Source organism: Pseudomonas sp. NBRC 111133, assembly GCF_001320605.1.
Lineage (GTDB): Bacteria > Pseudomonadota > Gammaproteobacteria > Pseudomonadales > Pseudomonadaceae > Aquipseudomonas > Aquipseudomonas monteilii.
This window is the reverse complement of record NZ_BCBJ01000081.1, coordinates 39451-52813: the sequence shown is the minus strand read 5'-3', so window position 1 is coordinate 52813 and position 13363 is coordinate 39451. Positions and strand designations below refer to the sequence as shown.

Genomic DNA, 13363 nt, shown 5'->3' with positions numbered 1-13363 from the left:
ACCCGCGAGGAATCCAGCGCGATGTTCGGCTTAGAACGCCGGAACCACAGCGCCCTTGTACTTCTCGACGATGAACTGCTTCACCTCAGGCGAGTGCAGCGCAGCTGCCAGCTTCTTCATGTCTTCCGAGTCCTTGTTGTCCGGGCGGGCAACCAGGATATTCACGTAAGGCGAGTCGCTGCCTTCGATGGCCAGCGCGTCCTTCTCCGGGTTCAGCTTGGCTTCCAGCGCGTAGTTGGTGTTGATCAGGGCGGCATCGACCTGGGTCAGCACGCGCGGGATGGTGGCCGCTTCCAGCTCACGGAACTTGATGCTTTTCGGGTTCTCGGCCACATCCTTCACGGTGGACAGGATGTTCTTGTTGTCCTTCAGCTTGATCACACCGGCCTTGTCCAGCAGCAACAGGGCGCGGCCGCCGTTGGTGGCGTCATTGGGGATGACCACGGTGGCGCCGGAAGACAGCTCGTCCAGCTTCTTGATCTTGGTCGAGTACACGCCCAGCGGCTCGATGTGCACGCCGGCTACGCTCACCAGTTGGGTACCCTTGGCCTTGTTGAACTCATCCAGGTACGGCTGGTGCTGGAAGAAGTTGGCGTCCAGGCGCTTTTCGGCCACCTGCACGTTCGGCTGGATGTAGTCGGTGAACTCCTTCACCTTCAGCTCCACGCCCTCTTTCGCCAGCTGTGGTTTGACGAAGTTGAGGATCTCGGCGTGCGGCACCGGTGTGGCGGCAACGGTCAGGGTATCGGCGTGGGCCGAGAAGGCCGCGACAGCGGCAGCAACAGCAAGCAGCTTCTTCATCAATCACTCCTTGTGAGGGCCGCGACGGCCCCCGAACGGGTCGGCCGGGCCGACCCCATTGGGGTTACTTACGGGAAAAATGCACGACCAGTTTGTCGCCCACGCTCTGCAGTACTTGAACCAGTACCAGCAGCAGTACCACGGTCACCACCATTACATCGGTCTGGAAGCGCTGGTAACCGAAGCGGATGGCCAGGTCGCCCAGGCCACCGGCACCGACCACACCGGCCATGGCGGTGTACGACACCAGGGTGATGGCGGTGACGGTGATGGCCGCGAAGATGCCCGGGCGGGCCTCGGGCAGCAGCGCGCTGGTGATGATCTGGCGGGTAGTGGCGCCCATCGACTGGGTAGCCTCGATGATGCCGCGGTCCACTTCACGCAGGGCGGTTTCCACCAGGCGCGCGAAGAACGGCGTGGCACCTACCACCAGCGGCGGAATGGCGCCGGCAACGCCCAGCGAGGTGCCGGTGATCAGCACGGTGAACGGGATCATCACGATCAGCAGGATGATGAACGGCAGCGAACGCAGGATGTTCACCACCAGCGACAGCAATGCATACACGCCCTTTTGCTCGAACATCTGCTTAGGCCCGCAGAGGAACAGCAGCACGCCCAGCGGGAGGCCCAGCAGCACGGTGAAGAACAGCGAGCCGAACAGCATGATCATGGTATCGACGGTGGCCAGCCAGATTTCGGCCCAGTCGACGTTGGCAAAGAAATTCAGGGCGTCCATCAACGCAGTACCTCCATATGTACGTCAGCTGCCTTGAAGCGGGCGAATGCCGCTTCCATGTCACCGCCGATCAGGGCGAGGGTGAGCTGGCCATAGGGGACATCCTTGATGCGGTCGATACGCCCGGCGAGGATGCTGTAGTCCACACCGGTTTCGCGGGCTACGGTGCCCAGCAGCGGCGCGTAGGTGGCGTCGCCCTGGAAGGTCAGGCGCACGATGCGGCCCGGTACGTGAGCGAAGTCGTCGCGCTGCTCGCCTTCGTCGACTTGCTCGTCTTCCTGGACAAAGCGCTTGGTGGTGGGGTGCTGCGGGTGCAGGAACACATCGGCCACCGAGCCTTGCTCGACGATCTGGCCGGCGTCCATCACTGCCACGCGGTCGCAGACACGGCGGATCACGTCCATTTCATGGGTGATCAGCACGATGGTCAGCTTCAGCTCACGGTTGATCTCGGCCAGCAATTGCAGGACCGAGGCCGTGGTTTGCGGGTCGAGGGCACTGGTGGCCTCGTCGCACAGCAGGATCTTCGGGTTGGTGGACAGGGCGCGGGCGATGCCGACACGCTGCTTCTGGCCGCCAGACAACTGCGCCGGGTACTTTTTGGCGTGGTCTTGCAGGCCGACACGGGCCAGCAGCTCGGTCACGCGTTTGTCGATTGCGCTGCGCGACAGCTCGCCGGCCAGGGTCAGTGGCAGGGCGACGTTGTCGGCGACCGTCTTGGAGGCCAGCAGGTTGAAGTGCTGGAAAATCATCCCGACCTGCTGGCGGAAGCCGCGCAGCTGGCTGGCGTTGAACGCGGTGACGTCTTCGCCGTCGACGATGATCTTGCCGCCGGAAGGTTCTTCCAGGCGGTTGATCAGGCGCAGCATGGTGCTTTTGCCAGCGCCGGAATGGCCGATCAGGCCGAACACCTGGCCATCTTCGATGGTCAGGCTGGTCGGATTCAGTGCGGGGATTTCCCTACCGGCAACGCGGTAGGTTTTATGTACCTGTTGGAACTCGATCACGTAGCGAACCTTGTGGGGCGCATGAAATTTGGGTCAGCGGTTAGCTGGGGTCGCGCATTTTAGCCTTTTCCCATAGCTGTTCTTAGCATTTATTTCGTAATGCACCAATCCATCGGGCATATCGCGACAACCGGTAATCCTGATTGAACGCTCGGCAAAGCCTGCCAGTCACTAGTTGAACACGCCCGCAACGGGCACGCCTGAAGACTGATGAGGAGAGCCGACCATGCCCAGCAAGAAAACGGACGCGCCCAAGCAGAGTGAAGCCGCTGGCACCCAGACCCCGGACCGGGCCAATACCAATGCCAAGTTGCAGAGCCTGGAAACCTTCCGCAGCGACGCTACCGGCCAGGCCCTGCGCACCAATCAGGGGGTGAAGATTGCCGACAACCAGAACAGCCTCAAGGCTGGCGCACGCGGGCCTTCGCTGCTCGAAGACTTCATCATGCGCGAGAAGATCACCCACTTCGACCATGAGCGCATTCCGGAGCGCATCGTGCATGCCCGTGGTACCGGGGCGCACGGCTACTTCCAGAGTTATGGCAAGCATGCGGATCTGACCAAAGCCGGTTTCCTGCAAGACCCCGACAAGATCACACCCGTGTTTGTACGCTTTTCCACCGTGCAGGGGCCCCGTGGTTCGGGGGATACCGTGCGTGATGTGCGCGGCTTCGCGGTCAAGTTCTATACCGACGAGGGCAATTTCGACCTGGTCGGCAACAACATGCCGGTGTTCTTCATCCAGGATGCCATCAAGTTCCCCGATTTTGTGCATGCGGTCAAACCCGAACCGCATAACGAGATTCCTACCGGTGGCTCGGCCCACGATACGTTCTGGGATTTCGTTTCACTGGTGCCGGAATCGGCCCACATGGTGATGTGGGCCATGTCAGACCGGGCTATCCCGCGCAGCTTGCGCATGATGGAAGGCTTTGGGGTGCATACCTTCCGGCTGATCAACGCCGAGGGCGTGGCCAGTTTCGTCAAGTTCCACTGGAAGCCGCGCCAGGGCGTGCATTCGCTGCTGTGGGACGAGGCGCAGAAACTGGCGGGCAAGGACACTGACTTCCAGCGCCGTGACTTGTGGGAGGCGATCGAGACCGGCGATTATCCGGAATGGGAACTCGGCGTGCAGATCGTGCCGGAGGCCGACGAGCACAAGTTTGACTTCGACTTGTTGGACCCTACCAAGATCATCCCGGAAGAGCTGGTGCCCGTAACGCCCTTGGGCAAGATGGTGCTGAACCGTAACCCGGACAATTTCTTTGCCGAGGTCGAACAGGTGGCGTTCTGCCCAGGCCATATCGTGCCGGGAATCGACTTTACCAATGACCCATTGCTACAGGGCCGGCTGTTCTCGTACACCGATACCCAGATCAGCCGCCTGGGCGGGCCGAACTTCCATCAGATCCCGATCAACCGCCCGGTAGCGCCTAACCACAACAACCAGCGTGATGCCCTGCACCAGCATGTCGTGCACAAGGGGCGGGCGTCCTACGAGCCAAACTCGATCGACGGTGGTTGGCCAAAGGAAACCCCGGCAGCGGCGCAGGACGGGGGTTTCGAGAGCTACCAGGAGCGTATCGATGCGCACAAGATCCGTCAGCGCAGCGAGTCGTTCGGTGATCACTTCTCGCAAGCCCGGTTGTTCTTCCAGAGCATGAGCCCGACCGAGCAGCAGCACATCATCAAGGCTTACAGCTTCGAGTTGGGCAAAGTGGAGCGCGAACATATCCGCGCCCGGGAAGTGAATGAAATTCTCGCCAATATCGATTTGAAGCTGGCGGCGGCGGTTGCAGCGAACCTGGGCCTGCCTGCGCCGAAAGCGGGTACGGTGCAGGTGAAGGGCAGCCAGCTGGCGCAATCACCGGCCTTGAGCCAGATGAACCACCCAGGTTCAGTGGGTATCAAGGGGCGCAAGATTGCCGTGCTGGTGGCTAATGGCGTGGACGCTGCAAGCGTGGACAAATTGGTCAAAGCCCTGGAGGCGCGCAGTGCCCGGCCGATGCTGTTGGGGCCGACCTCGGCGCCGGTAACGGCGACGGATGGCAAGCAACTGCCGGTGGATGCATCGATGGAGGGGATGCCATCGATCATGTTCGACGGGATTGTCGTGCCATCAGGTAAGGCTTCGACGGATGCCTTGGCAGCTAGCGGGCTTGCCAAGCACTTCTTGCTGGAAGGCTACAAGCACCTGAAGGCGCTGGTGTTGACCAAAGAGCTGGCGACTGGTCTGGGGCTCAAGGAGGACAAGGGGTTGCTGCTGGGGGATGACCAGAAAGCCGTGGATGCCTTTGTCAAAGCCGTTGAGGGGCATCGGGTCTGGGAGCGGGAGGCAGCTGCGGAATCTATTCCTGCCTGATAGGGCCCTTTCGCGGGTAAACCCGCTCCTACAGGGATAACGCTAACCCTGTAGGAGCGGGTTTACCCGCGAAGTTTTTTACTGCTGGTGCGGTACCAATACCACTTGGGCCGGCAGCGAACGCTGGATTTCATGTTTCTGCTTCAGCTCGTACTCGCTGTCGATCTTGCGCACGCGCTTCTCCAGCAAGGTCTTCAGCCACGGCGCGTCGCCGGTGCGCGGTACCTGGAACACCACCTCGCAGTCATAGCTCACAACATCGGCCGCAATGTCATCGAGTTGGCGGCGCATGGCCCGGCTATCGGTGGTCTTCAAGGCCACCACCGTGCTTGGCGCTGTCGGGTCGATGATGCGTGCCTTGGGCCTGGCTTCGGCGGCTTTCAAGGCAGCCTCTGCCTTCTCCAGTTCGGCCTTGCGTGCCTGGGACAGTGGGTCGCCACCGGTTACTGCCGGGGCTTGTGGCATCAATGCGCGGGCGCGAGCCAGGGCGGTAGCTGCTGCGTTCACATCGCCCTTTTGCAGGACGATTTGGCTGCGTTGCAGATAGGCTTCGGCCAGCTGACGCTGGTATTGCTCCAGGCGCGCGTCATCAGGCGACTGGGCCTGCAGGGCTGCCAGCTGGTCTTCGGCGGTGGCCAGCTCATTGCTGGCGATGTTTTGTTGCAACTGCTGCCATGCATCGGCTTGGGCAGGTACCGCGGCCTGTTCGACCGGCGCGCTGGAGCAGGCAGCCAGGAACAGGGAAAACGCGGCAACAAGCAGATAACGGGAGGCGAACGGCTTCATTCCTGCGACTCTCTATTTGCGCAAAAAGCGAGCAAGTCTACACCCAGGTGCGCACGCTCGAAAACAGGTCTTACAAACCCTTTACCCGGCAAAAGGTTGCAAGGCGTGCCATCACACGCCCTGTCTTTCAGCGTTTTGGCAGGGCCAGGCTCAGCAAGAATAGCACCGCCGCGCAGACCACGATCGACGGGCCGGCGGGGGTATCCTTGAACCAGGACATGGCCAGGCCACCGCAGACGGCGGTGACGCCCAGTAGGCTGGCGCCCAGGGCCATCTGCTCGGGGGAGCGGGCGTGACGTTGCGCCGCAGCGGCGGGGATGATCAGCAGCGAAGTGATCAGCAACACGCCGACGATCTTCATGGCCACGGCAATGACCACTGCGATCAGCAGCATCAATGCCATGCGCAGGCCGGCAACGGGCAGGCCTTCGACCATGGCCAGTTCCTCGTGCACGGTGACCGCCAGCAGCGGCCGCCACAGCACGGCGAGCAGTAGCAGGACCAGCGCACTGCCGCCGAGAATCCAGGCCAGGTCTGTGCTGCTGATGGCCAGCAAGTCGCCGAACAGGTAGGCCATCAGGTCGATGCGCACATCGTGCATGAAGCTCAGTACCACCAGGCCCAGCGACAGGGTGCTGGGGGCGAGGATGCCGAGCAGGGTGTCGGAGGCCAGCGGTTGGCGTTGCTGCAGGGTCACCAGCAGGATCGCCAGCAGCAGGCAGCCGACGGTTACCGCCAAGGCTGGGCTCACGTCCAGCACGAAACCCATTGCCACGCCCAGCAACGCGGCGTGGGACAGGGTATCGCCAAAATACGCCATGCGCCGCCACACCACGAAAGAACCGAGTGGGCCCGCAACTACTGCCAGGGACAATCCCGCAAGCAAGGCGTAAAGAAGAAAATCAGCCATGCTTGCAGTGCTCTCCGTGAACATGGGTGCCGGGGGCGACGACCGAGCCGTGCAGGTCGTGGCTGTGGTCGTGATGGTGGTGGTAAACGGCCAGGCTCGGGGCGTTCTGGCCGAACAGTTCGACGAAGGCCGGGTCGTTGCTGACTTGCTCCGGGTGGCCCGAGCAGCACACATGGCGGTTCAGGCACACCACCTGGTCGGTGGCGCTCATCACCAGGTGCAGGTCGTGGGACACCATCAGCACGCCGCAGCCGTGGCGGTCGCGCAGGCGGGTGATGAGGTTGTACAGCTCGGTCTGGCCGACCACGTCCACGCCCTGCACCGGCTCGTCGAGTACCAGTAATTGAGGTTCGCGCAGCAAAGCACGGGCCAGCAGCACGCGCTGCATCTCGCCACCGGAAATGGTCTGGATCGGGCTGTCGATGACCTGCTCCGCGCCCACTTCCTGCAACGCCGACAAGGCTGCCGCGCGGTCTACGCCGGGCACCAGGCGCAGGAAGCGCAGCACCGACAGCGGTAGCGTGGCGTCGACCTGGATCTTCTGCGGCATGTAGCCAATGCGCAGTTTCGGCTTGCGCCATACCTTGCCGCGGTGCGGCTTGAGCAACCCTAGCACGGCGCGCACCAGGGTGGTTTTGCCCGCCCCGTTGGGGCCGATCAGGGTGACGATCTGGCCCGGTGCGACCGACAGGTCGATGCTGTCGAGCACTGCCTCGCCGCCAAAGGTAACGCCCACCTGTTCCAGGCGGATCAGCGCATCGCTCATGCCGCGCTCCGGCAATTGCCGCACAGGCCGACCACTTCCACGGTCTGGGTCTCGACCGTGAAGCCCACGCCCTTGGCGCTGTTGATGATGGCTTCGCTGATGCTGCTTTGCTCCAGCTCGATGGCCACATGGCAGGCCCGGCAGATCAGGAACTGGCCCTGGTGCACGTGCTCGGGGTGGCTGCAGCCGATGAAGGCGTTGAGCGAGGCGATGCGGTGCACCAGGCCGTTTTCCAGCAGGAAGTCCAGCGCGCGGTATACCGTAGGCGGGGCGGCGCGGCGGCCGTCCTGCTCGCTGAGCACGGCGAGGATGTCGTAGGCGCCCAGCGGCTTGTGGCTTTGCCACACTAGCTCCAGCACACGGCGGCGCAGCGCGGTCAGGCGCAGGCCCTGGCGGGTGCACAAGGCGTCGGCTTCAGCCAGTGCGCTGTGTACGCAATGGGAGTGATCGTGAGGACGGTTGGCCAGCGGCGTGATGGACATGGGCAGCGACGGTTCTGGATGGAGACGTTATTATGTTACCTGTTTCTGACGACTCGAGTATCCACCGTGTCCCGATTCCTAGCTCTGTTTGTCGCTTTCATCGCATTTTCCGCTCAGGCCGATGTGCGTGTGCTCACCAGTATCAAGCCCCTGCAGCAGATTGCCGCCGCTGTGCAGGATGGCGTTGGCAGCCCTGATGTGCTGTTGCCGCCAGGCGCTTCACCCCACCACTACGCGCTGCGCCCTTCCGATGTGCGGCGGGTAGGCGATGCCGACCTGCTGTACTGGGTCGGCCCGGACATGGAGAACTTCCTGCCGCGGGTGCTGGGCAGCCGCAGCAAGCCCACGGTGGCGGTGCAGTCGCTGACGGGCATGAAGTTGCGTCATTTTGGCGAGGACAGCCACTCCCATGAGGAAGAGGATCACGACGATCATGACCACGATCACCGCCCAGGTAGTCTCGATGCACATTTGTGGCTGTCGTCGGTCAATGCGCGGGTAATCGCGGCGAAAATGGCTGCGGACCTGGCTCAGGTAGACCCGGCCAACGCTGCCCGCTATCAGAGTAACCTCAAGGCGTTCGATGAGCGCCTGGATGCGCTGGATGGTCGTATCAAGGCCCGTGTGGCGGGTATCACCGACAAACCGTACTTCGTTTTCCACGAAGCGTTCGACTACTTCGAGGCCGAGTACGGCCTGAAACACACGGGCGTGTTCAGCGTGGCCTCCGAGGTACAGCCGGGCGCGCAACATGTTGCTGCTATGCGTAAGCGCTTGCAGGAAGTGGGTAAAACTTGTGTGTTCAGCGAACCGCCGCTGCGGCCGCGGCTGGCCGAGACCCTGACCGCCGGGTTGCCGGTACGCCTGGCCGAGCTGGATGCGCTGGGCGGGACAGACCCGGTGGATGGCAAGGGCTATGAGCGCTTGCTGGAGAAGCTGGGTGGTGACCTGGCTGGGTGTCTGGAGCAGTTGTAAGCCTGTTCCGGCCCTTCGCGAGCAAGCTCGCGAAGAAGCAGACGCGGTCTAGAGAGCGAACGGCAGGTGCAAAGCCACCTGCTGGCGCTGCGCCAGACGCACCTCGAACTCGCTCGGGTCATGGATCATCACATCCATCCCGGCAAACGATTCCGCCGCAATCAAGCGCGACAGCCAGAAGCGCACACACCCTACCCGCAACATCTCCGGCCACAGCTCGGCCTCGGCCGCCGTGAACGGCCGCAGCGCCGCATAGGCCGCCAGCAGCGCCTGTGCGCGTGGCACATCGATCGCGCCGTGTTCATCCAGGCACCAGTCGTTCACGGTAATGGCGATGTCATACAGCATCGGGCCGGAGCAGGCGTTGTAGAAGTCGATCACACCGGTCAGGTGGGTGCCTTCGAACATCACGTTGTCGCGGAACAGGTCGGCATGCAGGTTGGCCCGTGGCAAGGCCAGGATCTGCGCCTTGTGCGCGGTTATCTCATCCAGTGCCGGCTGCAGCAGTGCGGCTTGTTGGGCAGTCAGGCGTGGCAGCAGCTCGGCACCCGAGGCCAGCATCCAGTCCAGGCCCCGGTCGGTGCGGCGCTCGATGATGTGCTCGCGGGTGGCCAGGTGAATATGCGCCAGCAGTTCGCCTACCTGGGCGCAGTGCTGGTTGTTCGGCGCCTTGATGTGCTTGCCCGACAACCGTGGCTGCAACAGCGCAGGCTTGCCACACAGTTCGCGCAGGCCGTTGCCGTCGCGGTCACGAAGGGCATAGGGCACCGGCATGTCGGCAGCGTGCAGGGTGTCGAGCAGCTCGATGAAGAACGGCATGTCTTCGCTCGGCCCACGCTCGATCAGCGTCAGGACGAACTCCCCCTGTTCGAGGCTGACGAAGAAATTGCTGTTCTCGGTGCCGGCGGCAATGCCCTGGAAGTCGAGCAGACGGCCCAGCTCGTACGGCGCCAGAAAGGTTTCCAGCTCAGGCCGGGTCACGGGGGTGAAGACTGACATGATGAAAAATTGCCCATACGGGCACTTCCGCCGGGAAGTGCCGGGTTGATGTGAACGGTGCGCGTCAGATTACCACTCGAAGATCTTCCAGGACGGAATCAGCATGTCCGGCTGGTCGGAACGAATGAAATTGCCATCAGAGCCATCGGCGCGTACCAGGAAATAAGGCTTGCCGTTTTTCGGCGTGATCTTGATCGCATACAGGAAGCCGTTCTGCCGGTATTCCTGGATGGTTTTGTCGCCTTCCGTGCGAATGGTCACCTCGGGATCGGCCGAGGGGGCGTCGTCCGCCGCCAGGGTAACGACAGGCATGGTTGCCAACAGGCCGAGCAGTAACAGGCGATTGAGTGTACGCATGATAACCTAGTCCCTTTGTCGTCAATGATTCTGGCTATTCTAGCGCCGGACCCGTCGAAAAGGTTGATTCTGCTCATGAGCCAAGCGCCCCTCGTCCTGGTGGACGGTTCCTCCTACCTGTACCGCGCCTTCCACGCGCTGCCGCCGCTGACCACGTCCAAGGGCATGCCGACCGGTGCGGTGAAGGGTGTGCTGAACATGCTCAAGAGCCTGCGCAGGCAATACCCCGACAGCCTGTTCGCGGTGGTGTTCGACGCCAAAGGCGGCACTTTCCGCGATGCCATGTTCGCCGAGTACAAGGCCAACCGCCCCAGCATGCCGGACGACCTTCGGGTGCAGGTCGAGCCGCTGCATGCCAGCGTGAAGGCGCTGGGCTACCCGTTGCTGTGCGTCGAGGGTGTCGAGGCTGACGACGTCATCGGCACCCTGGCCCGCAGCAGCGCCGCACAAGGGCGCCCGGTGATCATCTCGACCGGTGACAAGGACATGGCACAGCTGGTGGACGGGCACATTACCTTGGTCAACACCATGACCGGAAGTGTGCTGGACGTGGCTGGCGTGCACGAGAAATTTGGCGTCGGCCCGGAACATATCATCGACTTCCTGGCCCTGATGGGCGACAAGGTCGACAACATTCCCGGCGTGCCGGGCGTGGGCGAAAAGACCGCCGTGGGCCTGCTGACCGGCATCGGTGGTGGCCTCAGCGACTTGTACGCCAACCTGGACAAGGTGCCGGCGCTGGCCATTCGGGGCGCCAAGACCTTGCCGACCAAGCTGGAAGAGCACCGCGATGCGGCGTTTCTGTCCTATGAGCTGGCCACCATCAAGGTCGACGTGCCGCTGGATGTCGAAGTGGATGCACTGGTGTGTGGCGAGCCGGACCGTGAAGCGCTGCTGGCGCTGTACACCGAGATGGAGTTCAAGAGCTGGGTCGCCGAGGTGCAGCGTGACGCGGCCAAGGCCGGTGATGACGTGGCACCGGTCGAGGTGCCAGCCGCCAAGGCCGAACCCAAGTACGAAACCATCCTCGACCAGGCCCGTTTCGATGCCTGGCTGGAAAAGCTGCGCCAGGCGCCGCTGTTTGCCTTCGACACCGAGACCACCGGCCTGGACGCCCAGCAGGCGCAGCTGGTTGGCCTGTCGTTCGCCGTCGAGCCACATGAAGCAGCCTATGTGCCCTTGACCCACGATTACGAAGGCGCGCCGGCCCAGCTGGACCGCGAGGCCGTGCTGCTGGCCCTGAAGCCGTTGCTGGAAGACCCGGCCAAGGCCAAGGTCGGGCAGAACGCCAAGTACGACATCAACATTCTGGCTAACGGCTCGCCTGCCATCGAGATGCGCGGCGTGGCCTACGACACCATGCTCGAGTCGTATGTGCTGAACTCCACGGCTACCCGCCACGACATGGACAGCCTGGCGCAGAAGTACCTCGATCACACCACCATCGCCTTCGAGGACATCGCCGGCAAAGGTGCCAAGCAGCTCACCTTCAACCAGATCCACCTGGACAAGGCCGGCCCCTATGCCGCCGAAGATGCCGACATCACCCTGCGCCTGCATCACGCACTGCAAGCGCGTCTGGCGCAGACGCCGAGTGTGCAGCCGGTGCTGATGGACATCGAAATGCCGCTGGTGCCGGTGCTGGCCAAGATCGAGCGCCAGGGGGCGTTGGTCGATGCCGCACTGCTGCAGGTACAAAGTGGTGAGCTGGGTGTGAAGATGGCCGAACTTGAACAGCGCGCCTATGAGCTGGCCGGTGAGGAATTCAACCTCGGCTCGCCCAAGCAGCTGGGCTCGATCCTTTACGACAAGCTGGGCATGCCGGTACTGAGCAAGACGGCCAAAGGCCAGCCATCCACCGCCGAAGCTGTACTCGACGAGTTGGCCGAGCAAGGCTACCCGCTGCCTGAGGTGCTGATGCAGTACCGCAGCCTGAGCAAGCTCAAGAGCACCTACACCGACAAGCTGCCGGGCCAGATCAACCCGCGCACCGGGCGTATCCACACCTCCTACCAGCAGGCAGTGGCAGCCACTGGCCGGCTGTCGTCGAGCGACCCGAACCTGCAGAACATCCCGATCCGCACCGCCGAAGGCCGCCGCATCCGCCAGGCGTTCATTGCCAGCCCGGGCTACAAGCTGCTGGCGGCGGACTACTCGCAGATCGAGCTGCGCATCATGGCCCACCTGGCCAAGGACGAAGGCTTGTTGCATGCCTTCCGCAATGACCTGGACGTACACCGCGCCACGGCGGCGGAAGTGTTCGGTGTGGCCCTGGAAGACGTCACAACCGACCAACGCCGCAAGGCCAAGGCCATCAACTTCGGCCTGATCTATGGCATGAGCGCCTTTGGTCTGGCCAAGCAGATTGGTGTCGACCGCAAGCAATCGCAGGACTACATCGACCGTTACTTCGCCCGCTACCCGGGCGTACTGGCCTACATGGAGCGCACCCGCGCCCAGGCTGCCGAGCAAGGCTTTGTCGAAACCCTGTTCGGCCGCAGGCTGTACCTGCCGGACATCAACGCCAAGAACCCGGCCCTGCGCAAAGGCGCCGAGCGCACGGCGATCAACGCACCGATGCAGGGTACCGCAGCCGACATCATCAAGCGGGCCATGGTCAATGTGGACAACTGGCTGAGCGAGAGCGGGCTGGATGCCCGGGTGATCCTGCAGGTACACGACGAACTGGTACTTGAGGTGCGTGAGGACCTGGTTCAGCAGGTGAAAGATGAAATTCGCCAGCACATGAGCAAGGCGGCGGAACTGGATGTGCCGCTGCTGGTGGAAGCAGGAATTGGCGCGAATTGGGACGAAGCTCACTGATTGAGCGGGGAAAGCTGTGTAGGATCTGCGGCGGAGTGACGCGGATCCTGGCACTGCTCAGTGCCATTGGTGCTGAAGTTTCATGAAACTATCGCAAATAGTTTTCAGGGATTTGGAACTAAACCGGTGAACCGGAACTCAGAGTAACTGAATGGCTGGTGAAGCCCTTCGATGCTCCTATGTTGTGTTAAGTGTTGGCAGATATCTGGACCCCGCCCTAGCGGTCCGGACTTGGACCCCGAACTTCCCCCTCCCCATACGAAGTCCGGGGTTTTTTTTGCCCGGAATTTGACCTAGGCCTGGTGAAGAACCCTGTGGGAGCGGGCGTGCCCGCGAACCTGGGCGAAGCCCAGGCCATG

At 62.6% G+C, this 13363-nt stretch carries 12 protein-coding genes; 3 read left to right on the top strand and 9 right to left on the bottom strand.

The window, feature by feature from the left end; genetic code table 11:
- Window positions 1-30: 30 nt before the first annotated feature.
- The 3 genes from APH36_RS19050 to APH36_RS19040 all read right to left on the bottom strand — a co-directional run bounded on the left by APH36_RS19050 (window position 31) and on the right by APH36_RS19040 (window position 2544).
- Window positions 31-801 carry a MetQ/NlpA family ABC transporter substrate-binding protein gene (locus APH36_RS19050; RefSeq protein ID WP_016712836.1) on the bottom strand — a complete coding sequence of 257 codons (771 nt, stop codon included), beginning with the start codon at window positions 799-801 and terminating at the stop codon, window positions 31-33.
- Window positions 802-865: 64 nt separating this feature from the next.
- Window positions 866-1537, bottom strand: a complete 672-nt coding sequence (locus tag APH36_RS19045) for a methionine ABC transporter permease (protein ID WP_010951513.1) — start codon at window positions 1535-1537, stop codon at window positions 866-868.
- Window positions 1537-2544, bottom strand: coding sequence for a methionine ABC transporter ATP-binding protein (locus tag APH36_RS19040; protein ID WP_060499830.1), 1008 nt, complete (start codon window positions 2542-2544; stop codon window positions 1537-1539). Before APH36_RS19040 ends, APH36_RS19045 begins: the two co-directional genes overlap by 1 nt.
- Before the next feature lie 226 nt (window positions 2545-2770).
- On the opposite strand from APH36_RS19040, the gene katE reads away from it, so the two are divergent.
- Window positions 2771-4906, top strand: a complete 2136-nt coding sequence (katE, locus tag APH36_RS19035) for a catalase HPII (RefSeq protein WP_060499829.1) — start codon at window positions 2771-2773, stop codon at window positions 4904-4906.
- A 78-nt stretch (window positions 4907-4984) separates the two neighbouring features.
- Here the strand turns inward: katE and APH36_RS19030 are convergent, their stop codons facing one another.
- The 4 genes from APH36_RS19030 to zur form a co-directional block, all read right to left on the bottom strand.
- Entirely contained in the window at window positions 4985-5692 is a 708-nt protein-coding gene (locus APH36_RS19030; protein ID WP_060499828.1) for a PA5502 family lipoprotein, read from the bottom strand.
- 127 nt (window positions 5693-5819) lie between these two features.
- Window positions 5820-6602 carry a zinc ABC transporter permease subunit ZnuB gene (gene znuB, locus APH36_RS19025; protein WP_060499827.1) on the bottom strand — a complete coding sequence of 261 codons (783 nt, stop codon included), beginning with the start codon at window positions 6600-6602 and terminating at the stop codon, window positions 5820-5822.
- The gene (gene znuC / locus APH36_RS19020; RefSeq protein WP_016712841.1) at window positions 6595-7368 is read right to left on the bottom strand and encodes a zinc ABC transporter ATP-binding protein ZnuC; all 774 of its coding nucleotides are present in this window, start codon (window positions 7366-7368) and stop codon (window positions 6595-6597) included. The genes znuB and znuC overlap by 8 nt, the downstream gene beginning before the upstream one ends.
- A complete protein-coding gene (zur, locus tag APH36_RS19015; RefSeq protein WP_003253002.1) occupies window positions 7365-7850 on the bottom strand; it encodes a zinc uptake transcriptional repressor Zur in 486 nt (161 codons plus the stop codon). Before zur ends, znuC begins: the two co-directional genes overlap by 4 nt.
- A gap of 18 nt (window positions 7851-7868) precedes the next feature.
- On the opposite strand from zur, the gene APH36_RS19010 reads away from it, so the two are divergent.
- The gene (locus tag APH36_RS19010) at window positions 7869-8825 is read left to right on the top strand and encodes a zinc ABC transporter substrate-binding protein (RefSeq protein ID WP_060499826.1); all 957 of its coding nucleotides are present in this window, start codon (window positions 7869-7871) and stop codon (window positions 8823-8825) included.
- Window positions 8826-8873: 48 nt separating this feature from the next.
- On the opposite strand, the gene APH36_RS19005 is transcribed toward APH36_RS19010, so the two are convergent.
- Window positions 8874-9824, bottom strand: a complete 951-nt coding sequence (locus APH36_RS19005) for a homoserine kinase (protein WP_060499825.1) — start codon at window positions 9822-9824, stop codon at window positions 8874-8876.
- 69 nt (window positions 9825-9893) lie between these two features.
- Window positions 9894-10181 carry a DUF2782 domain-containing protein gene (locus tag APH36_RS19000; RefSeq protein WP_013970316.1) on the bottom strand — a complete coding sequence of 96 codons (288 nt, stop codon included), beginning with the start codon at window positions 10179-10181 and terminating at the stop codon, window positions 9894-9896.
- 75 nt (window positions 10182-10256) lie between these two features.
- Between APH36_RS19000 and polA the strand changes: the two genes are divergently transcribed.
- Window positions 10257-13004: a DNA polymerase I gene (polA, locus tag APH36_RS18995; protein WP_060499824.1), complete on the top strand. Its 2748-nt coding sequence runs from the start codon at window positions 10257-10259 to the stop codon at window positions 13002-13004.
- Window positions 13005-13363 lie beyond the last annotated feature (359 nt).